Source organism: Blautia sp. HA8986 (genome assembly GCF_056504635.1).
In genome coordinates this window covers 351,345-372,824 of the sequence record NZ_JBWLUQ010000003.1, presented here as the reverse complement: position 1 = coordinate 372,824, position 21,480 = coordinate 351,345, and the positions used below count along the sequence as shown (strand labels likewise).

19 protein-coding genes are annotated in these 21,480 nt (G+C 45.0%); 3 read left to right on the top strand and 16 right to left on the bottom strand.

The window, feature by feature from the left end; translation table 11 throughout:
• Positions 1-26: 26 nt before the first annotated feature.
• The 13 genes from AC04Q4_RS16440 to AC04Q4_RS16380 form a co-directional block, all read right to left on the bottom strand.
• Complete coding sequence (locus tag AC04Q4_RS16440; RefSeq protein ID WP_476389309.1) at positions 27-2,402, bottom strand: alpha-L-rhamnosidase-related protein; 2,376 nt, start codon at positions 2,400-2,402, stop codon at positions 27-29.
• A 206-nt stretch (positions 2,403-2,608) separates the two neighbouring features.
• Positions 2,609-3,757 (bottom strand): iron-containing alcohol dehydrogenase, encoded by a 1,149-nt coding sequence (locus tag AC04Q4_RS16435; RefSeq protein ID WP_476389308.1) that lies wholly within the window; start codon positions 3,755-3,757, stop codon positions 2,609-2,611.
• Between the two features lie 18 nt (positions 3,758-3,775).
• Positions 3,776-4,993 (bottom strand): acetylornithine/succinylornithine family transaminase, encoded by a 1,218-nt coding sequence (locus AC04Q4_RS16430; protein ID WP_476389307.1) that lies wholly within the window; start codon positions 4,991-4,993, stop codon positions 3,776-3,778.
• On the bottom strand, positions 4,990-5,670 hold the full coding sequence (locus AC04Q4_RS16425; RefSeq protein WP_173738244.1) for a cytidylate kinase-like family protein: 681 nt from the start codon (positions 5,668-5,670) through the stop codon (positions 4,990-4,992). The genes AC04Q4_RS16430 and AC04Q4_RS16425 overlap by 4 nt, the downstream gene beginning before the upstream one ends.
• Before the next feature lie 13 nt (positions 5,671-5,683).
• Positions 5,684-6,427, bottom strand: a complete 744-nt coding sequence (locus AC04Q4_RS16420; RefSeq protein WP_276530704.1) for an amino acid ABC transporter ATP-binding protein — start codon at positions 6,425-6,427, stop codon at positions 5,684-5,686.
• A gap of 10 nt (positions 6,428-6,437) precedes the next feature.
• Entirely contained in the window at positions 6,438-7,202 is a 765-nt protein-coding gene (locus AC04Q4_RS16415; protein ID WP_243121578.1) for an amino acid ABC transporter permease, read from the bottom strand.
• Between the two features lie 18 nt (positions 7,203-7,220).
• A complete protein-coding gene (locus AC04Q4_RS16410; protein WP_173738245.1) occupies positions 7,221-8,093 on the bottom strand; it encodes a transporter substrate-binding domain-containing protein in 873 nt (290 codons plus the stop codon).
• 241 nt (positions 8,094-8,334) lie between these two features.
• Entirely contained in the window at positions 8,335-9,531 is a 1,197-nt protein-coding gene (locus AC04Q4_RS16405; RefSeq protein WP_195456318.1) for a PucR family transcriptional regulator, read from the bottom strand.
• A 162-nt stretch (positions 9,532-9,693) separates the two neighbouring features.
• Entirely contained in the window at positions 9,694-10,956 is a 1,263-nt protein-coding gene (locus AC04Q4_RS16400; protein ID WP_476389306.1) for an MFS transporter, read from the bottom strand.
• 247 nt (positions 10,957-11,203) lie between these two features.
• A complete protein-coding gene (locus AC04Q4_RS16395) occupies positions 11,204-13,195 on the bottom strand; it encodes an ATP-binding protein (RefSeq protein ID WP_476389305.1) in 1,992 nt (663 codons plus the stop codon).
• Between the two features lie 30 nt (positions 13,196-13,225).
• On the bottom strand, positions 13,226-14,341 hold the full coding sequence (locus AC04Q4_RS16390) for a GGDEF domain-containing protein (protein WP_476389304.1): 1,116 nt from the start codon (positions 14,339-14,341) through the stop codon (positions 13,226-13,228).
• Positions 14,342-14,513: 172 nt separating this feature from the next.
• Positions 14,514-14,981: a DUF2284 domain-containing protein gene (locus tag AC04Q4_RS16385; protein WP_173738250.1), complete on the bottom strand. Its 468-nt coding sequence runs from the start codon at positions 14,979-14,981 to the stop codon at positions 14,514-14,516.
• A gap of 195 nt (positions 14,982-15,176) precedes the next feature.
• The gene (locus AC04Q4_RS16380) at positions 15,177-16,049 is read right to left on the bottom strand and encodes a LysR family transcriptional regulator (protein WP_119238761.1); all 873 of its coding nucleotides are present in this window, start codon (positions 16,047-16,049) and stop codon (positions 15,177-15,179) included.
• A 234-nt stretch (positions 16,050-16,283) separates the two neighbouring features.
• On the opposite strand from AC04Q4_RS16380, the gene AC04Q4_RS16375 reads away from it, so the two are divergent.
• Genes AC04Q4_RS16375 through sdaAA form a run of 3 tightly spaced genes read left to right on the top strand, consistent with a single transcriptional unit; the run spans position 16,284 to position 19,068 of the window.
• Entirely contained in the window at positions 16,284-17,504 is a 1,221-nt protein-coding gene (locus tag AC04Q4_RS16375) for a dicarboxylate/amino acid:cation symporter (protein WP_173738251.1), read from the top strand.
• Between the two features lie 5 nt (positions 17,505-17,509).
• Positions 17,510-18,178, top strand: a complete 669-nt coding sequence (gene sdaAB, locus AC04Q4_RS16370) for an L-serine ammonia-lyase, iron-sulfur-dependent subunit beta (RefSeq protein WP_119238759.1) — start codon at positions 17,510-17,512, stop codon at positions 18,176-18,178.
• Between the two features lie 20 nt (positions 18,179-18,198).
• Entirely contained in the window at positions 18,199-19,068 is an 870-nt protein-coding gene (sdaAA, locus tag AC04Q4_RS16365) for an L-serine ammonia-lyase, iron-sulfur-dependent, subunit alpha (protein WP_476389303.1), read from the top strand.
• Between the two features lie 310 nt (positions 19,069-19,378).
• On the opposite strand, the gene AC04Q4_RS16360 is transcribed toward sdaAA, so the two are convergent.
• The 3 genes from AC04Q4_RS16360 to AC04Q4_RS16350 form a co-directional block, all read right to left on the bottom strand.
• Positions 19,379-19,543 (bottom strand): hypothetical protein, encoded by a 165-nt coding sequence (locus AC04Q4_RS16360; protein ID WP_173738254.1) that lies wholly within the window; start codon positions 19,541-19,543, stop codon positions 19,379-19,381.
• Positions 19,544-19,728: 185 nt separating this feature from the next.
• Positions 19,729-20,088, bottom strand: coding sequence for a P-II family nitrogen regulator (locus AC04Q4_RS16355; RefSeq protein WP_119238757.1), 360 nt, complete (start codon positions 20,086-20,088; stop codon positions 19,729-19,731).
• A gap of 54 nt (positions 20,089-20,142) precedes the next feature.
• A complete protein-coding gene (locus AC04Q4_RS16350) occupies positions 20,143-21,381 on the bottom strand; it encodes an ammonium transporter (protein ID WP_173738255.1) in 1,239 nt (412 codons plus the stop codon).
• Between the last annotated feature and the right edge of the window lie 99 nt (positions 21,382-21,480).

Below are 21,480 nucleotides of genomic sequence, written 5' to 3'. Positions count from 1 at the left end.
GCTCCTTCCCTTGCCCACATGTTTTTTTATATTTCTGCCATATGTCCATTTAACAGGACTTTCCACCCGGAAAGCTCAAAAGGTCTTACAAACTCTGCTTTCCATTCCTGTGGCAGCTGCAGGATGATCCTCAGCTCATGTTCCTCATAATCTGCCTGCCATTTGCAGAATATCATTCCGTCGCTGCACAGAGAAGTTCCCTCTGCCCATCTCAGACCGCAGGGATGAGGCGCAAAAAGAATCTTCTTTTCCAGTTCAGACGGCTGGTCTAATCCCAATATGTTTTTTTTCAGTAATGCTCCGGCCATTCCGTTAAATCCGTGGCATCCTGATATTGCATTGATATTTTCAAAAAATGTTCCTGAGCCGACTTTAAGTTCCTCCAGATATACCTGCTTCAGCTCCCGGATCAGTTCTTCTGTTTCTCCCAGTTCCGACAGTACGGCAAATCGTATCATTAATCCAATAAAAAGATTGGAACCTGCAATATTGGGATTTGCCGGAAATTCCGGACAGGGGCCCATAGTCTTTATAAACTGCCGGAGATAGATCCTGTCGTTTCTGTGAAAACCACTGTAGATCTCCAGACTGCGTCCACCTTCCGAAGGACAATCGTTTCGCTTCAGTTTCCCGTCTTCCACGATTGCTCCGTCTCCGCCTCCGCCAAAGATACCTGCCGTATCATCCAGCCTTTCTATGATCGCCCGCATATCCTGCGCAGCTTTTTTCCATGAAGGCTGCCCGTAGATCTCTCCCAGTCTTTCCAGAACTTTTACTGCCAGGCAATTATTTGCAATACTGATGGGTTTCAGGGCAAAATCCCGGTTTGCCAGAGACCAGTCCACAAATTCTCCCTTTTCTGTTTCTATAAGACCTGTTTTTCCCCTGAGAGATAATATTCCATTAACGAATTCTTCTATTCTGCACCGGAACTTTTCCAGAAATGCCCGGTCTCCGGAACGTTGATAGTAGTCACAAAGTTCTATGGCAAGCCAGTAAGACCAGTTTATGATTCCGGGATCTGTTTTATCTTTTTTACTTCCGGGATAAACTTCCGGAAAAAATCCCTTCCACATATTTTCTGTCAGCAGAAAATTCTCCAGGAAATCTTTTTCCGTTCCGAGGCTTCCAAACAGCTGCCATGCAGCCTCTGCTGAAAACGTAGAATCACAAAGCCAGCCGCCTCGTTCTCTCTGAGGACAGTCCATAAAAATATCCAGTGTACTGAGCCGCAAAGTACGTTTTGCGCCTTCATAGATCCGGTTCAGATCACCGTCATTTGTAAAGAAACTGCAGATGCCCGGATCCGGATAACTGTCATCCAGAACAGATGGCCATCCAAGCCGGATCTCTCCTTCTGTATGGAAAAGAAAACGGAGATATCTTACCAGCTTCGGTTCAAAGGTGATCAGATGATAACTGCCCGGTTTCAGATTATATCTTGTCACATAGGTATTGGCCTTCAGTTCGCCTTCGTAACTTAAATGATCCGTATTGATCAGATCCAGGATCGTCTCTTTTTCAACTTTGACATCAAATTCCACAAATCCCAGTTCCGAAACCGGATGTTCAAACACCGCGCTGACTATGCCTGTCTCCGGCTTTATCTGAAGATCCTGTTTCAGCCTGAAGCTTCCGCTGAAAGCTCTTTCCTCAAGTCCCCGCAATTTTTGCAGAAACTGATTTTCTTCCGGCAGCTGTTCATACCATTCCCGGTTAAAGGTTCTTGCTAATTGAAGCACAAAGCCTTCTCCTGCATTTTTTGTATCTATCATATCATAGATTCCCATAAAATGACTGATCCTGATTGAATTCAGCGTAGCATAGGGCGCTCTTCTTTCCAGAAAAGTGATCTTTTCCGAAACCTCCTGTGGTGTCTGCCAGTTCCCTTTTCCCCGGATCCAGGCATAGCTGTCCGGCTTCAGATCATACCACTCAAGGATTCCTCTGGAATGGCTCATGGTTTCCACATTTGATCTTCTGTAAGCAAGCTCCTGATATAAAAATTCTCCGTTTTTTCCTGTGGCTGCAAGAACATTCCCATTCTCATCTTCTATCTCTGCAATAAAAATTCCTTTTTCCAGTGTATTATCATTGCAGTATTTACCCATTTTATCAAACGCCGCTATTTCCACAGCAACAGAACTTTTTTCCGCTCCTCCCTCTGTCTGACTGCCCTCGATATTAAGTACATCCACTCTGCAATAATGATCTGCACATCGTGCCGGCCCACAGGCATATAATTTCCCATTCACAAATAAACGATAGCTACTTCTTGCCGCAATGGCGATCCTGATCTTTCTGTGCTCTTTGATTTCCGCATAAAATCCCAGAAACTGATTATATCTGTTCTTCAGATCCGTTCCCCACACAGGCTTTGCCTGCTTAAATATATATTCCATAAAGTTTCTCCTCCCATCAGCCTAAACTTTTCCTGATACCATCATACCAGAAGATCCTGGTCCGGATAATACGGATATTTTTCTTTTTTCCGGGGAGATTTTTATGTTTTGCTTCTTTTGGGCACACAAAAAACAGAGACCAGAATTTTGGAAACTTCTGGTCTCTGTTTTTATATTTCAGCTATCTTTGCCTTTCCGGAGCTCCTTTATAACGCTTCTTCATAAATCCCCAGAATATCCTCGCTGCCTGTTTTCCGGGGATTTACTGCAATGTTTCCGCTTTTCATGGCATCCTCTATCATCTGGGAAAAATGCTCTCTGGTTACTCCCACGTCCGATAATTTTGCGGGAATTCCCAGCTGTTTATTCAGCTCCCGTACCGCCTGCTCCAGCATTCCTTTGGAAAATTCCTCTGCGCTTTTCTTTTCCGTGGAAATATTGTTGTAGATCTTCCGGTATTTTTCAAAGGCTGCTTCTTCATTATATTTCACAACGTAAGGGAACAGGATCCCGTTTGCCACGCCGTGAGGCACATTATAAAAGGCACTGACCGGATGGCTCATGGCATGGATGTTTCCAAGCCTTGCCCAGGAAAAAGCCATCCCTGCAAAAAGAGAGCCTGCCAGCATGTCGGAAGCTGCTTCCCTATTACTGCGGTCTGCCACGTAGGTCCGGATGCTCCGCCCAATGAGTTCCATTGCCTTTTCGCTCATGGCCTCGGAAAAAGGAGAGGCATCCAGAGAAACGTATGCTTCCTCTGCATGGATCAGCGCATCCACCCCACAGGCAGCTGCCACAGATGCCGGAGCAGATGTAAGAAGTGTCGGATCCAGCAGCGCGTATGCCGGGATCAGCTCATAAGAAAATACGGTCAGCTTATAATTTCTCTTATGATCCGTGATGACGGAAAAGGCAGTCACCTCAGATCCGGTTCCTGCTGTTGTAGGAATGGCGATCAGCGGGATGATCGCCCCCGGCACCTTGTCTGCCCCTTCATATTCCGTGATGCTGCCGCCGTATTTTGCCACAACACCGACAGCTTTTGCCACATCCATAGGGGAACCCCCACCAAGAGCGACAATAAAATCCGCTCCGCTTGCCCGGAACGCTTCTGCTGCACGTTCCACAGTCTCCACGGATGGATTTCCTTCTGTATCACAGAAGGTGCTGACTGCAATGCCGGCCTGTGTAAGGATCTCTTCACACTGCCCCACCACACCAAGTCTGTTCAGTGTGGGACCGGAAATGATAAAACCATGTTTTCCTCCAAGCTTCCCGGCTACCCCGGGAAGCTCCTTTAATACACCCTCACCAAAAAGAATATTCTGCGGTACAGAAAATGTAAATCTTTTCATGCTGTCCATCTCCTCCGCTTATTCTGAAAGTGCTTTTACTGTCTCTTCAATGATGGCAGCCGCCTGATCACAGTCCTCCTCTGTAATGATCAGCGGCGGTACCATACGGATGGTATGTACTCCGATTGCAGTGATCAGAAGATGGCTGTCCAGACAGCCATGCTTTACATCCACACCGTAAATAGCATCATCAAATTCCACGCCTACCAGAAGTCCCTGACCACGAACCTCTTTTACATGAGGGATCTTTGCAAGTTTTTCCATAAAATAAGTACCCATCTTTGCCGCATTGCCAGCCAGATCTCTGTCGAGAAGTTCCCCAACCTCTGCAAGTGCCGCAGCACAGGAAACCGGATGTCCGCCGAAGGTTGTTCCGTGGGAACCAGGTGTGAATGCTTTTGCTACTTCCTCTGTAGCGCAGATCGCGCCGATCGGCATACCTCCTCCAAGGGCCTTTGCCATGGACACAATATCCGGTTTGATCCCGTAATGCATATAGCTCATCACCTTACCGGTTCTGCACCAGCCTGTCTGAACCTCATCAATAAGAAGGAGCATATCGTTCTCATCACAAAATTCCCGAAGTCCCTTCATAAATTCCATCGTTGCCGGATGGACACCACCCTCGCCCTGTACAGGCTCTATCATAATGGCAATGGTATTTTCCGTGCAGGCATCCTTGAAAGCCTCAAGATCATTGTACGGTGCATAGGAAAATCCGTAGGTCATAGGACCGAAGCCAACCTGGCATCCGTTTCCCGGCTGTCCGGTAGCAGACATGGCACCAAAGGTTCTTCCATGGAATCCCATTTTTGCAGTTACGATATGATAACGGTTCGGACCATATTTTTCGATTCCGTATTTTCTTGCCATTTTGATCATAGCCTCATTTGCCTCTGTACCGGAGTTCTGAAAAAATATCTTATCCATTCCGATGGTTGTGCAGACCTTTTCAGCAAGAAGAGCCTGGGGAATGGTGTACGGATAGTTGAAGGTATGCATCAGTGTCTGTGCCTGGTCCACAACCGCTTTTACTACCTTCTCATTGCAGCTTCCTGCGGAGTTTACTGCGATACCTGCATAAAAATCCAGATATTTTTCGCCCTTCTCATTGTAGATATACTGGTCTTTTGCACTTTCTGCCAGAAAATCCATTCTCTCATAGGTCTCGATCATGTATTTATTTACTTTTTCCTTGATATCCTCAAATGTCAGTCCTGTTTCTTCCAGCTTCATTTCTTTTCCTCCCCTTTTGTGATCTGTTCTGATAAGATCTGTTCCCGTGTGATCAGACCCTTCATCACCAGATATTCTTCGATCATCTTTACACATCCTGCAATTCCGACTTTTTCACTGTTCAGCGTCATATCGTAATTGACGGGATTGGTCCAGTAATTTCCTTTTGTATAATATTTATAATAGTCCGCCCTGTACTTATCTGTGTTCTCAATGGTGGCTGCTGCCACATCTGCGGATACCTTCATCCTCTGCATGGTCCGCTCCAGACAAAAGGCACGCGGCGCTTCGATATAGATACTTACCACATTTTTTCTGCCCTTTAAGACATAATCCGCGCATTTACCGACGATCACGCAGGATTCCTGATCTGCCAGATTTCTGATGATCTGTGACTGATACTCAAACAACCGGTCATCGGAAACAAATTTCTCGTTTCTCGCAATGTACTGCCTGGATCTGGGCAGCCCTTTAAGAAATCCTGTAAATCCTCCGTTACTGCGGATACGCTCATTGATATCCAGGAAAAGCTTTTCATCCAGTCCGCTCATCTGGCTTGCCAGTGTCAGGATACGATTTTCATAACAGTGGATTCCAAGGTCTTTTGCCAGCATGGAGGCGATTTCCTTTCCGCCGGTTCCAAAACCTCTGGCAAAGGTTACAATAAAATTTTCCATTTTATACTCCTTCCTATCCTGCCAGATAACGGCTCAAAAATTCTCTGGTACGGGCATTTTTAGGATTTTTAAACAGCTCCGCCGGAGGTGCATCCTCCACAATGTAACCCTGATCCATAAAAATCGTCCTGGTGGAAACATCTCTGGCAAATGCCATCTCATGAGTCACAATGATCATAGTAAGGCCTGTGGTCGCCAGCTCCTTCATAACATTTAAAACCTCTCCTACCATCTCCGGGTCCAGTGCTGATGTAGGTTCATCAAAAAGCAGGACCTCAGGATTCATGCAAAGCGATCTTGCAATGGCAACCCTCTGCTTCTGTCCACCAGAAAGCTGTGTTGGATTTGCATTGATAAACGGTGCCATACCTACCTGCTTCAGATGTGTGATCGCCCGATCAAAGGCTTCTTCCTTTGAAAGATGAAGGACTTTTCTTGTACAGAGCATACAGTTCTGGAGAACAGTCATGTTGTTAAAGAGATTAAAGGACTGAAATACCATGCCGACCTTTGACCTATAATCATTGATCTCCTTCTGTACTGCTCCGATCTCTTTTCCATGATAGCGTATCTTTCCGCTGGTCTGGGTTTCCAGCTTGTTGATACAGCGAAGCAGAGTGGATTTTCCGGAACCGGAGGAACCAACAATACAGATGATCTCGCCCGGCTCCACGTTGAAGTCAATTTTTCGCAGTACTTCATGCTGTCCAAATGCTTTACTTAATTCCTCAACGGATATGATTGCATCACCCATTATTTTTCCCTCCTTACGGATTTTCCATATATTCCACTGCCAGTGCGTAGTTCTCTGTTTTCTTCATCTTCTTTTCAAGGAATGTAAACAGACGGTTGAATACAAAGCAGAGTACAAAATAGATCACTGCAATAACAAGATAGGATTCAAAATATTTATAATAATTTCCGCCTACAGTCTTTGCTGCCATAAACAGCTCCTGAACTGCTATAACATTCAGAACGGAAGTCATTTTCAGATTTGTAAGAAATGTATTTGCCATCTCAGGGATGATATTTTTGAAAGCCTGCGGAAGTACCACGTAGATCATGGTCTTCATAGGTGACATTCCCATGGCCCAGGCGCCTTCCCTCTGCCCCATATCAATGGAACCGATGCCGGCTCTGACAGTTTCTGCCATGTAGGCTCCGGTGTTCAGTACCGTTACCATAACACCTGCAAACAATGGTGTAATATTCACATTTGCCTGACGGATACCATAATACAGGACCATCGCCTGAACGATCATAGGTGTGTCTCTGAAAACCTCCACATAGATCCTGCAGATTGCCTTTAAAATTTTAAAAATTCCTTTTTTCAGAATGCTGTCGCCTTCATTGATACGGATATCCTGGATGATACCGATGATATAGCCCAGCAGGAAACCAAGAATGGTTCCTGCTACAGCTATATAGAGAGTCAGCCAGGTTCCTTCCAGAAACATACCGGAATATTTTTTTGCCAGAAAGATCATCCATTCCAGGGAATTGGACGGATCTGTAATTGAAAAACCTAACATATCTCCACCCCGCTTTGATTAGTTTGCTGCCGGCTGCTGTGTCAGGACGGTATCCATAAGCTCATCCATTTTTTCCTTGTCATCCCAGCCAATATCATCCATGGCACCCTGCAGCTTATCTCTCAGCTCTGTATCATCTTTTCTTGTTGCGATGCAGACATTGACCATTTCATCATCATTTTTAAAGGTATCCTTCTCATCCAGGTTGATGATCTTCAGATCCTTGTTTGTCAGTGCTGCTGATTCTGCTGTAGGAACATCTACAACGCAGACATCTGCAACTCCGTTAGAGATTGCCATAAAGCACTCTGATGTTGTCTCATAGTTTCCGGACTGCTCTGCACCGTCGATCTGATCCAGAAGCGGTACCCATCCGGTTCCAAGCTGTGTGGTAACCTTGCAGCCTGTTCCTGCAAGATCGGAAAGACCTTTGACATCGTCATATTTGCCTCCTGCCTTTACCACGATACAGTTATCTCTGTAATAATATGGTTCTGTAAATGCATATGATTTTTCTCTTTCTGCCGTTTTTCCCATGCCTGCGATGATACAGTCATAATCGCCGGCATCCATGGAGATTCCGATGGAGGACCATTCAACCTTGTGGATCTCCAGCTTCATTCCAAGCTGATCTGCAAGCTTCTGAGCTACTGCCACATCGTAGCCATATGCGTAATAATCACTGCCGTAAATAGGTTCTGCCTTGCTTCCGTCCGGGGTTGTATCTGTATCCTGGGTCCAGTTGAACGGTGCATATGCACATTCCATGCCAACCCTTAACACATCCTTATCTGATTTGTCTGCTGCCCATGTGGAAGCTGCTGTAGATGCTAACATTGCTACGGAAATAATACCTGTGATCACCATTTTACCTAAAAGATTTTTTTTCATATTCGTTTCCTCCTCTTCTACATAGCTGGCACAAAACATATTTAACTGGTCGACCTGAACGTTTTCGCCTGTAAACAAAAAGGGCGCTGAAAGAAATTTTTCATTTCCTTCAACGCCTTTGTTGTTTGATAGACTTCATTATACTCAGGAGAAGCTTTTCGTCAACTTTTATTTTGCACAAAGTAACTGTGCATTTTGCACAGTGCTGTTGTTTTGTACCGTATTTGCAGAAAACAGATTTTCAGGAAAACATCAGCCGTTTGATCAGGATACAGTTCACCACATCCAGATATTCCATGTAGTCATCCAGCTCAAAATCCACCAGCTCCTGGATTTTATTCAGCCGGTACTGCAAGGAATTTCTGTGGATAAAAAGCTCCTGCGCTGTTTTTCCCACGCTGAAGCCATTCATGTAATAGGCAAGCAGGGTATCCAGAAGAAATGCCCCGTTGGCATGATCGTATTCCTCCAGCTTACCCAGCCGTTCATTACAGTAATTCAGGATCTCATCGTGATTGTCATTGTTAAACAGATACTGATAAATCCCCATTGCTGTGGCACTTAAGACTTTTTTATGTTTGGGGTTGGGAAGCATGTCTTTTTTTGGGATCAGACGCTTTGCCTCCTGATAGCTGGTGCCGAAATCTGCAGGATTGGTGTAGATGCCGCCCAGGATACAGGTGCTTCGGATGGTTCCGTGAAACTGCGGACTGGCATCGATCTTCTGCAGAACCTTTTCCAGCTCATGTTCAATGCTTTTGTCTTTTTTTGCCTCAAAAAGAAGGACAAATTTGTTGAGAAACCGGAGGAACATGGGATTTCCCTCCATTGCCATGACTTCCTGGTTCAGATAATTGGCATAATACTCGTAGATATGCTCATCCTGCTCCAGATTGATGCCGTATTTCCGGTCAGCCACAATGATCCCTACTCTGCAGGGTGTTGTAAAGTTGATCCCGAACTGCTGGGAGATTTTTTCGATATAGCGGTCATTAACATCATAGCCAAACAGAAGATTATAAAGATAATCTCCCATCCGCCTGTTCTGCATTTCATATTCCAGGATGATCTTCCCCACACTCTGGGCAATATCCACAAAAGAAGCTCCCTCCCACCGGATGTAAAACAACGGAAGCTTCAGTTCATTGGCTTTGTCGATCATCTCCTTCGGGACGGGTTCTTTATCATCGGTGATAGAAATCCCAAAGCCGGAAATCCCAAGCCCATATAGTTCTTCCATAGTTTTCCCGGCTTCTTCCAGGTCAAACCGGACATAGTCTACCACACACAGGGCAAAATTTCCCTGGTTCATATGCTCCTCAAAAGGCCGGGTCTGCACCATATAGGTCCATGTGACAGGTCTTGCGAGACCTTTTTCCCCGGCGATCAGCTCCACTCCGTCCAGCTGCAGCTCCAGTATATCCTGACAGGTGATCATATGCATCAACTCCTTATTTTTGCAGTATTTCACACACTCTCTTCCATAAACAGGCAATAACAATATCTGATTTTCTCATCCTTCAGTTATCCTATCAGAAATATCTGATTCCGGCAACTCACAATGCTGAAGCTTTCAGCCCCATCCAACTGTGCAAAATATTCAGTTTTCCAGAGACGGCTCACATTTTTCTTTCTCAGATATGTCCGTCTGTTTTCTCTCTTTCACAAGGTTCCATCCAAGCAGAGTCAGGCATACAAATGCGATCACTGCAAAAACAGCTCCGATCCCAAATACCACGTTCATCTCATAGTCATTGCTGCTCACCAGACCTGAGATCGCCGGTGCGCCAAAGGTTGCAAATACGATGCCGAACATGACGAATCCGTAATTTTCCCCGGTGTGCTTCATTCCGAAAATAGAGCTTGTCAGAGACGGAAAGCTTCCCATGATGCCGCCGTAGCAGCCGTACATCAGGACAATGGCAACCGTTACTGCCAGGGATCCGGATACAGCAAGAACTCCCATAGCAATCACTGCCACGATCAGCACGCCTTTGATGCAGACAATCCTGCCTGCTTTATCTGCAAGTGTCGGAAGCACCAGTCTTGCTCCCGCATTGACAATAGATCCAAGCATAACTGCACTGACTGCCACTGCAGACGGGATCCCAAGGTCGATCTGGTAGGTCTGGGATACCGGTGAAACCATAAAATAAGAAATCAGTCCAAAGAACATGGTCGCAAGGAGAAGATAAAAATTCTTTGTGCGCATCATCTCTCCGGATGTATACTGCTTCACCTCCGGTGTCCCGGACTTTGCCGCAGAGCCACCTGCGTTCACCAGTCGCTTATCGGGTGCCTGAAAAAAGATGCCGCACAGGATCCAGGACACTGTGATGGCTGCCCCGACGATCAGAAGGGTTTTCTGCACGCCCTCTGCCTCCAGCAGCTTTCGACTCAGCGGCGCCAGGAAAAATCCGCAAAGTCCGTTGGCAGTTACCACAACACCGGAAGCAAATCCGGTACGGTCCGGGAACCATCTCTGCACTGTTGCCAGGATCACCGTGTAGATCATTCCCTGTCCAAATCCCTGCATCACGCCATAGGACAGATACATAGGAAGCGGTGTGGGAACGATCAGAAATGCGGATGCCAGGATTCCTGCCGCAAAGATCCCGCCTCCGATCCATACAATCGTCTTTTCCTTAAAGCGGTTCTGCATCCTTCCGCCTACGATATTTCCGAATACAAAGGTGCTCAGTGCCAGATAAAAGCACATGGATGCCTGTCCCTGACTCCAGCCTGCCTGCTCCATCACATAGGGCTGGTAAATAGACCATACATGAGGATAGCCTGTAAAAAAGATTGCAAAAGCCCCGAAAATCATAGTAAGCAAACGCTGTCTCTTCAACTTTCCAGTCATAATAACCTCCTTCGAACAGCAAAATTGCGTGCGCTTTGTTATATGCGCGTGCTTATTGCGTGTTCATCTTGTTTTGTGTATAATATCACACGCATTTTAATTATGCAATGTTATTTTTCTTTTTTCCGTTTTTTCGCATTTTTATCTAATTCGCAGTATATTTCTTTGTATATTATTTACAATTTTCGCCTTTAGAGTGCAAAAAAGCACGCGTGTATATACGCGTGCTTTTTATTCAAAAGTTTTTTCAGTTCAGAAGTTCTGCCATAGTTTCCAGAAGCCGGGATATCTCAATCGGTTTCGCAACGTGACCGTTCATTCCTGCCGCAAATGCAGCTTTACGGTCTTCCTCAAAAGCATTGGCTGTCATGGCCACAATGGGAATCTCTGCCCTCCTGTCTTCAAGTCTGCGGATTACCTTCGTTGCCTCATATCCATCCATATGTGGCATCTGGATATCCATAAGGATCATATCATAATGATCTGCCTGATTTCTCTTCAGCATATCTATGACAATATCTCCATCACCGGCAAGCTCTGCCTCTATGCCGTAATCTTTCAGAATGGTCAGAATGATCTCTGCATTCAGTGCATTGTCTTCTGCCACCAGGATTCTTTTTCCTTTCAGCTCTTCTGCACAGGTAACTTCTGTATTTTGCATTTTTTCTTCCTGTTCCTTAATTTGGGCTACAGGATGTGAAAGAACAACTGTAAATCTTGTTCCTTTGCCTTCTTCGCTTTCAACAGAAATCCTTCCATCCATCATTTCCACAAGAGATTTTACAATGGAAAGACCAAGTCCGGTTCCGATGACACCGGATTCCGAAGATGTTTTTTCTCTGGAAAAGGGTTCAAAAATATGTTCCAGATATTCCTGTTTCATACCGATGCCTGAATCTCCAATCACTGTTCGAAATGTTGCACAGCCCTCTTTTTCCGGCTCGATCTCTGTAATGGTCATCACAACTTTTCCATATTCCGGAGTATACTTCACTGCATTCCCCAATATGTTTACAAATATCTCTTTCAGTTTCAGGGGGTCACCGATTACATTCTCATGAGTGATCCTCAGATTTTTTTCGAATTTCAGATGTTTTTTCTCCAGGGTGCCTTCTGTGATAATCTTAATATCTTCATAAAGGCTTCTGATATTGCAGTCAGATTCCTGCAGCGATTCCTTTCCGCTCTCGATTCTCGCTGTCTCCAGAACATTGTTGATGATCTCAAGAAGATAGTTACTGGACTCTTTCAGCTTATAGAGATAATTCTCCGCCAGTTCTCTGTTATCCCAGTGACGTTTCATCAGCTCTGAAAAACCAATAATGGCATTCATAGGTGTTCTGAGATCATGAGACATATTAAAAAGAAAAGCCGTTTTTGCACGGTTTCCCTCTTCTGCCTGTTTCAGTGCATCTTTCAGCATGACCATTCTGGATACATCCAGAAATGTGGTGACAATAGCCCGTTCACCGTCCGGTGTTGTAAAGATCTGGGTTTTTGCCATTGAATGACATTCCTTCTCTGTATCTTTATTGATAATGCATTCATATTCCACATTATCATCTACATTCCGAAGTGCTTTCAGCTTGTCAATAGTGCCGGGATCCGGATAATATACTCCCCTTATGATCGGCCCCAGTTTGGACTGTACTTCTGCAATATCTGTATATCCATAAATCCTCAGTGCCTCTGCATTCATATGTATCAGCCTATGTCCCGGAAAGGTATATGCCATCAGCCCACAGTTCTGCACGTCCAGAAGATCTTTATAGTAATCTCTCTGAAGAAGATGTTCCTTACGCAGCGTATAATTCTGTTCTGCCAGCCGTTTCTCTGCCATCTTTTCTTTTTCCATCCGGACAGTCCGGGAAATATCCTGATGGAATCCTATAATACAGACTCTGTCTTTTTCCGCAAAATCTCTTTTTCCGCTGCAGCGGACATACATTTCGCCACTTATCGGATGAATATAACGGTAAACGATCTCTGTACGCTCCTCTGAAAGTTTATCAGAATATTCCAGGAACATTTCCATATCATCCTGATGAATATGTGCTCTGTGGAACAGAAAACGCTCCTCCGGAGTCATATCTGCTGAAATCCCCATCAGTTCATCTGTAACAGAATCCGCATAAAAACGTGGAGTTACCCCCTCTTTCTCTTCAAATTCGATCTTCCAGAATCCCAGTCTGGACTCTCTCAGAAGCTCCTCCATGTCACATCCGTCTAATAAACTCATTCTCTCCCATACCTTTCTCCCCGCCTGTTATCAGTAAAAACTGCAGCCGTTCCGTCCATGCTCTTTCACATAATAGAGAGCCTTGTCCGCATCTTTGAAAATACATTCTCCCGGATTCTCTCTGTCTGCAAATGCTGCTCCCACACTCAGGGAAACCGGTGGAAGATCGTCCTCCGGGTTCAGAAGAAGGGCAAAAGAGCTCTTGCCTTCATCATATATCCTGAGGATCTTGTCAAAATATCTTCTGTTCAGAAGTTCTGTCAGAGCATCATTCTCAGCTTCATGCCGGATCAGTTTCTGCGTCTCCTGAATATCCCTGTACATGGTGTTATAGGTTTCTGCCAGATTCTGTAATTCCGCTGCACCGATCACAGGAAAAATTTCACCGTTCTTAATACTCTGGTTGTAGCTGAGAAGAGGCTTTACTATCAGTTTTCGTATTATTACGCTGATGATCACGATCAAGGCAACCAGAACTGCCATACAGCCTTCCAGTTTCTTCACGATTTCTTTGGAAATACGAATAGATTTTCCCTGAACATTTCTGGTAGTGTCTGCAAGAAGTGATTTACATTCCTGACATTTGTTGGTAATCCGTTCTTTGGCAGCCTGATAACTGTTGTTACTTACAAGCAGCTGGGCTGTACGCATCTTACCGGTAGCAGAAAGATCGCTTTCCGGATATGACAGTTTGATATCCTGGATTTCCTGCGGCCATGCCTCCCTGGAAAGTCCGGTATTTTCCACTACCAGGCGCATAGCCTTATATTCAGTGGTCATTAATTCTTCAGAGTTCTTATACGCAGCCTGGAGCAAATAATACATTTCTGTTTCGCCAAATTCTTTTTTTACGGACTCCAGGGAAGCTTCTCTTTTTTTACCGGTTTCCTTCTCTTTAAAATAATTATCCATGTACTGCTTCTCACCTGTCATGGTATACAGCCGTACCTGCTCCGTCAGATAATCAGACCCCTCCTGCATCTGTTTGGTCGCATCCTCGCAGGTAATATACTGTTCTGTCGCTGTCTTGATGGTATTGAATTCCCCCCAGCTCCACACAGCAATTCCCAGAAATACAAATGTGAGAAAAAAAGCAATCACCGTGCTCCAGGTGCTTACTTTTTCAATCCGGATCTTTTTCTTCATTTTTCCGATCCACCCCCGGACTTTTATCGTTACTGTTTATTTCACAGCCAGCATTTTTATGCGTTATGCACGTACATATAACATAAATTTTACTCTAATTTGTTTATTATGTCCAGTTCTTTAGTGAAAAAAGTGAACAGTAACCACCGTAGTACTTTACTCAGAAAATCTGTTATTCATGGAAAAGGATCTGGGAAAAATATCGGATCTTTCCGTCATCTGTCCAACATAGCATGTTTACCGCATCTGCCATTTTCTGGGCATTTACGCAATAGGCAGACATACAGGAATTATGTTTGTACGGACCTGCACTCATGATAAGAATGTCTGTTTTTCCTGCTTCTTTCATTTTTTCTGAAAGCTTTTCGGTAAGTTTGTTGTGAAAAAGCTTCGCCTTCTTATAATCCATAAGGCTGTCCTGGGTGGTCTGAAGCACCAGTGTTTTTTCATATTTAAGGGCACGTGCCTTCATCTCTTCCACAGTTCCGCTCTCCGGCGGACATGCAGGGTTCTTGTCATAATTACCGCAGGCATTCTCCTCACAGAAAACACGGTACTCCGGCATAAAAACCAGATTATCTGTATCCATTACTGCTGCATCGGAAAAGCCCAGTACCTTCGCTTCTTCTGTAAAATCCATGTTGATCACTCCTCTGATTTTTTATACCATCTATAGTGCCACATTTTTATCTGCTTTACAAGATACAGCACTGGAATTTCTGTGACCTTCGCTCACCAAAAACACCTCGCGGAATATTGCCAGTGAACAATAACTTACTGTTCACTCCCCATGTCATATACCTCACCCGTAAAACCGTACAGAAAATGCGGCAGATCACTCTGCCGCAAGTCTGATAAATTCTTCCATCTCTCTTGTCTTAAACTTATTCTTATGGTAAAAGATCTGCCGGTACATGGATATCTCCACATCTTCCACATGAAGAAGAGCGATACGTCCTTTCCTGATATCCCGCTCCACAGCCAGATAGGGAAGGAAGGAAAGTCCGTGATTTTTTTCCAGCATACGGATGATAAAGGCAGTGTCGCTGATCTCCAACACCGGTGACAGGGCCTGCTTCTTAAGTGCCAGCTGCTGATCCAGGGCCTGCCGGTAATTGGCATTCCTCTCTGTGAGAAAAAAAGGCTCCTCCAGGATATCGTTAAGTTTCAGAGTTTTTCCTGCAAAGTCCGAATCTGCAGATGCCACGAACACCACGGGTTCTGCCTTCTCCATTACTTTGATCCAGTTCTGATCCCATCTCGGAGTATCCAGTATGTAAATAAGATCCAGTCCATTATGCTCCATCATCCTGATCAGCTGCTCTGGCGTATCAATCGTTACCTGGAGACTAACTTTCGGATGAAGTCTTCGATATTTGGTAAGAACAGAGGGAAGCTTGGCTGTACACAGTGACTCGATGGTTCCGATATGCAGCGGGTTCTTCAATTCCGTATCGTCGTTCATTGATTTTCGCGCTCTGTTTATGTCATATAAGATCCGGTTGGCATGATCCAGGAATTCTTTTCCTGAAGAAGTAAGCACAACACGCTTGCCGGTTCTGTCAAAAAGACGGGTTTCCAGTTCATTTTCAAGAAGACGGATCTGGACAGTGATGGCTGACTGAGAGTATCCGAGGACTTCTGCTGCCCTGGAAAAGCTCTGAAGCTGTGCTACATGTACGAATGTCTCTAGCTGACGGATTTCCATGATTTTTCACCTTTTTTCTATGAAATTATTTCAACATGATAATGAAATCTATGAATTTGCCTTATTATTATATCAATGTTACAATATAATCACGAAGACGTCAATCGTATTTTTGTGCAACTTTACTAATTCTCGCTGTCCGTGTGACAGCGACACACAATGTTACTATTCACTGGCAATATCCTGCATTAAATAGTAACTGCATACTTTCATACTCAGGAGGAAAGAATCCAAATGGAAAAGAAAAAAATTAAGATCGGGCTTGTGCCGAAGCTGATCATTGCCATTATCGTAGGTATCCTGTTCGGCCAGTTTCTTCCGGAAGGCTTCTGTCGCTTTGTTGTAACCCTTTCCGGATTTTTCAGCACATTTTTGAAATTCGTGATCCCTCTGATGATCCTTGCCTATGTAACTATGGGTATTGCAGATCTTTCACAGGGTGCTGGTAAGCTCCTTCTGATCACAGTGGCTCTGGCCTATGGTTCCACTCTGATCGCAGGATCTGCTTCTTACCTGGTATCATCCAATCTGTTCCCTCACTTTATGAGTGAAGGTGCACTGGATCAGATCGCAGCTACTGCCGACTCATCCCTGACACCGTTTTTCTCTATTACACTGGAGCCTGTCATGGATACTCTTTCTGCTGTTGCCCTTGCCTTTGTTATGGGGCTCTGTCTCTCTTCCATGCGTGGAAAAGAAATGGGAAACAGCCTTTATAACGGAATGAGCGACTTTTCCAAGATCATTGACAAAGTTCTTCATACGATCATCATTCCGCTGCTTCCGCTTTATATCTGCGGAACATTTACAGATATGACGATCTCCGGAAAAACCTTCGCGATCTTAAGCATCCTCTGGAAGGTATTCCTTGTTGTTATCATCATGCACCTGATCTGCATTACCATCCAGTTCCTGGTCGCAGGTACAGTAAGCAAGAAAAATCCTTTCACTCTGATCAAAAATCAGATTCCGGGATACACCACTGCTCTGGGAACACAGTCTTCCGCAGCTACCATCCCGGTCAACCTGGAATGTGCAAAGAATGACGGCGTGTGCGAGCAGATCCGCAACTTCGTAGTACCGCTCTGTGCAAACATTCATATGGCTGGTTCCATGATCACCATCACAGCCTGCGCAACTGCTGTTTGTCTTATGAACCAGCTGCCGATCAGTCTTGGTACTGTTGTTCCATTTATCATGACTCTTGGTGTTGCCATGGTTGCTTCCCCGGGTGCTCCTGGCGGTTCCATCATGACTGCTCTTCCATTCCTTTACATGGTATTCGGAGCTGAAGCCGGTGATCCGGACGGTGCAATCTGTGCGATCATGGTTGCCCTTTATATCACACAGGATTCCTTTGGAACAGCCTGCAATGTATCCGGTGACAATGCTATCGGCGTGATCGTTGACACTATTTATAAGAAATTTATTGCAAAAACACCACAGGAGATTTAAGTAAAATGTCTTTTATCAGTGTATTTGACGTTATGGGTCCGAACATGATCGGCCCTTCCAGTTCTCATACCGCAGGAGCTGCCCGGATCGCTTTCCTTGCTCAGAAAATGATCATGCCGCCCCTGAAAAAAGTGGAGTTCACCCTCTACGGATCTTTTGCCAGAACGTACAAGGGACACGGCACTGACCGTGCCCTTCTTGGAGGGATCATGGGCTTTTCTACTGATGATATGCGCATCCGGAATTCTTTTGACATTGCAAGAGACAGAGGTATCGACTTTTCCTTTACTCCTAATGAATCAGAAACGGATGTACATCCTAACACTGTGGATATCCATATGGTCAATGACCAGGGACAGGAAATGACTGTCCGCGGTGAATCGCTGGGTGGCGGCAAGGTTCGCATTGTTGAGATCAACCACGTAAAAGTGGATTTCACAGGCGAATACAGCGCGATCATCGTGATCCATCAGGATACCCCCGGTGTTGTGGCCTACATCACCAGATGCTTAAGTGAACGTAACATTAACATTGCTTTTATGCGTCTTTTCCGAGAGTCCAAGGGAACTACAGCGTATACGATCGTAGAATCCGATGGTCATCTCCCTGAAGATATCGTAGAAAGCATTCACCGGAACGCCAACATCCATGATGTCATGGTTGTTCAGATGTAGGAAAAAGGAGGATGTGTTTTATGGATTTCAAAAATGCAAAGGAACTCCTTGCTCTCTGCCGGGAAAAAAATCTTCCGATTTCCGAAGTAATGCGCCAGCGTGAGATCCTGCTTGGTGAAACCACTGCTGAAATCGTGAACCAGCGCATGGACCGTGTTCTGGAGATCATGAAGGACGCTGCTTTTTCCCCCATCAAAGATCCGGTGATATCTATGGGGGGACTGATCGGCGGTGAAGCCCGAAGGCTCTGCGAATTTCATGACCAGGGAAAAAGTCTGTGCGGAAATGTCCTTGGAAAAGGTATCACCTACGCTATGGCAACTCTGGAGACCAATGCTTCCATGGGACTTATCGTTGCCTCTCCTACTGCCGGCAGTGCCGGGATCGTTCCAGGACTGATGCTTGCTCTTCAGGAGGTCTACGGCTTTTCCGATGAAAAAATCCGCCAGGCTCTTTTTAATGCAGGTGCCATCGGCTATCTTGCCATGCGTAATGCCACTGTTGCCGGTGCTGTCGGCGGATGCCAGGCTGAGGTTGGAATTGCTTCTGCCATGGCTGCTTCCGCTGCTGTAGAGCTTCTTGACGGTACACCCTTACAATGCACTTACGCTGCTTCCACAGTCCTTATGAACATGCTCGGACTTGTATGTGATCCCGTAGGCGGCCTGGTAGAATATCCGTGCCAGAACCGTAACGCAGCCGGTGTTTCCAATGCTCTCATCGCAGCGGAAATGTCACTGGCCGGTATCACTCAGTTTATCCCTCTGGATGAGATGATCGATACCATGTACGCCGTGGGAAAAAAGCTTCCTGCAGAGCTTCGTGAGACTGCTCTTGGCGGCTGTGCAGCCACACCGTCTGCCTGTGAGAAATGTCATCTTTGCAGCTGAAATACAACTATGGCAGAAAAAAAGCAGGTGGATATCTTATGCCCCATTTGTTGCACAGCTCTATATTGAATAATAGCTTCATAGTTTGCTCGGTCAGATAATAAAACGGAGAATTCCTTAAATTTTTCTTTCGGGAATTCTCCGTTTTCTTTTTTATAACAGGCATTCTGATCTCACATTCGCTGGTTGTTCAGATTTTTTCAATTTTATTTCGTAATTCCAGCATTCTGTGGTCCAGATTCGCAATTTCTTCTGCATATTTTTTTAATTCTACTTCAATTTCCGCATTGTCTTTTTTTTATAATACAACTCATATTCTAACACAGACCAGTAATCCATCGCAATAGTCCGAATCTTTGATGCAGCTGTCAATGGCTGCTGTTTTTTCTGCCGCCAGTTCAGGATGTTCCGGTTCTGCTGAACTGAATTCCTGAGCCTGCTCTTTTCTGATCTTCTTTGATTTCTTTTTTGACATAGTTTTTCCGTATGTTTTAATTTTACTTTCTAACTGATCTATTGTGTACCTTTCTATCTTATATGTAACTGCAGAAGTTTACATCAAATCAAAGTAAGACTATTGTTAATTATCTGCAAAAAATCCTTCTGAAAATCTGAATATCTCAGTTTTTCCAGAAGGATCTTTTTTACATCTTTATTATTTTACAGGAACTCCGACTGCAGTGCATCATATCCGGTCTCACCGGTTCGGATTCGGACAGCATTTCGGATCTCGTAGCTGAATATCTTACCATCGCCCGGATCACCGGTGAATGCTGCTTTCTGAATGGCATCAATAACTTTAATCTCCCAGTCTTCTGATGATACTACGATCTCAAACTTGATCTTCGGTTTCAGAAATACATCGATTTTAGAACCACGGACATATTCTGTATAGCCGCGCTGTGTTCCGCAGCCCATGATCTGGGTTACTGTAAATCCGTTTACCTGGATGTCATTTAACGCTGCTTTGACATCTTCCATTTTTTCTTCTCTTACGATTGCTTCTATTTTAATCAACATACTATAATCTCCTCTTTAACACCATCATTCACATTAACAGGAAATGGACTCTTATCAGTCAAATCCATTGAATGACGGATATGCATTCTCTCCATGCTGGGATGCGTCCAGACCAACCAGTTCTTCCTTCGGATCTACACGAAGCGGTGTAAAAATACGCACGATTCCAATACAGATCAGTGTTCCCACAATGGCAACAGCAATGGTGATCACAATACTTAAAACCTGTGCCAGAAACAGACGGTAATCTCCAAATACAAGGCCGTCCCATTTTGCAGCGGAATTGATCGAAGATTTTCCGAAAAGTCCGGTTGCGATTCCACCCCAGATACCACCTATACCATGACAGCCAAAAGCATCCAGCGCATCGTCGATCTTCAGCTTCTGTTTCAGAAGGATCACTGTAAAATAACAGATCGGGCTTACCAGAATTCCAATGATAAAGGATGCCCATACCGGCACGAATCCAGCTCCCGGTGTAATGGCTACCAGTCCGATAACAAGACCTGTGGATGCACCAACCAGTGTCGGTTTTCCCTCACGGATCACCTCAATCAGCATCCAGGTCAGCAATGCGCAGGCAGAAGAAATGCTACTGGTCATAAAGGCATGTGCTGCAAGTCCGTCTGCCTTCAGTGCACTTCCTGCGTTAAATCCGAACCAGCCAAACCACAGCATGGCTGCACCCAGGAAAACAAATGGAATATTATGGGTGCGGTAGGTTGCTTTTGCGTAGCCACGTCTCTGTTTAAGATAAATGGCCAGTACAAGTGCACTGACGCCGGAGCTGATATGTACTACATTTCCTCCTGCAAAATCCACTGAACCGATAGCTGCCAGAAATCCGCCGTCTCCCCAGACCATATGTGCCATAGGATAATACACGATCACAGACCAGATTGCAACAAAAAGAAACAGTGCTTTAAAACGCATTCTTCCAACAACAGCGCCTGTGATCAGTGCCGGTGTGATCATGGCAAACATCATCTGGAACGCTGCAAATACCAGATGCGGAATGGTATCTGCATAAGGTCCCGGCTCCCAGCCGACACCGTTCATGGCAAACCACCGGAAGTCACCGATAATCCCACCGTGGTTTCCACCAAAGGCAAGTGAATAACCAAACAATGTCCACATCACAACAGACAGACCCATGATCGCAGCACAGGCCATCATAGTATTAACAACATTTTTTCTCCGGACAAGTCCTCCATAGAAAAATGCCAGCCCCGGTGTCATAAAGAACACAAAGGCCGTACAGATCAGCATAAAACCAGTATCTCCTGCATTCATAATCATTCCTCCTCGATTCCCTCATTTATTTCTGCAACGCAAAAAGCGCCTGGAAACTTAATTTCCAGACGCCTTTGTCATGGGAGTTATCATAGCAGA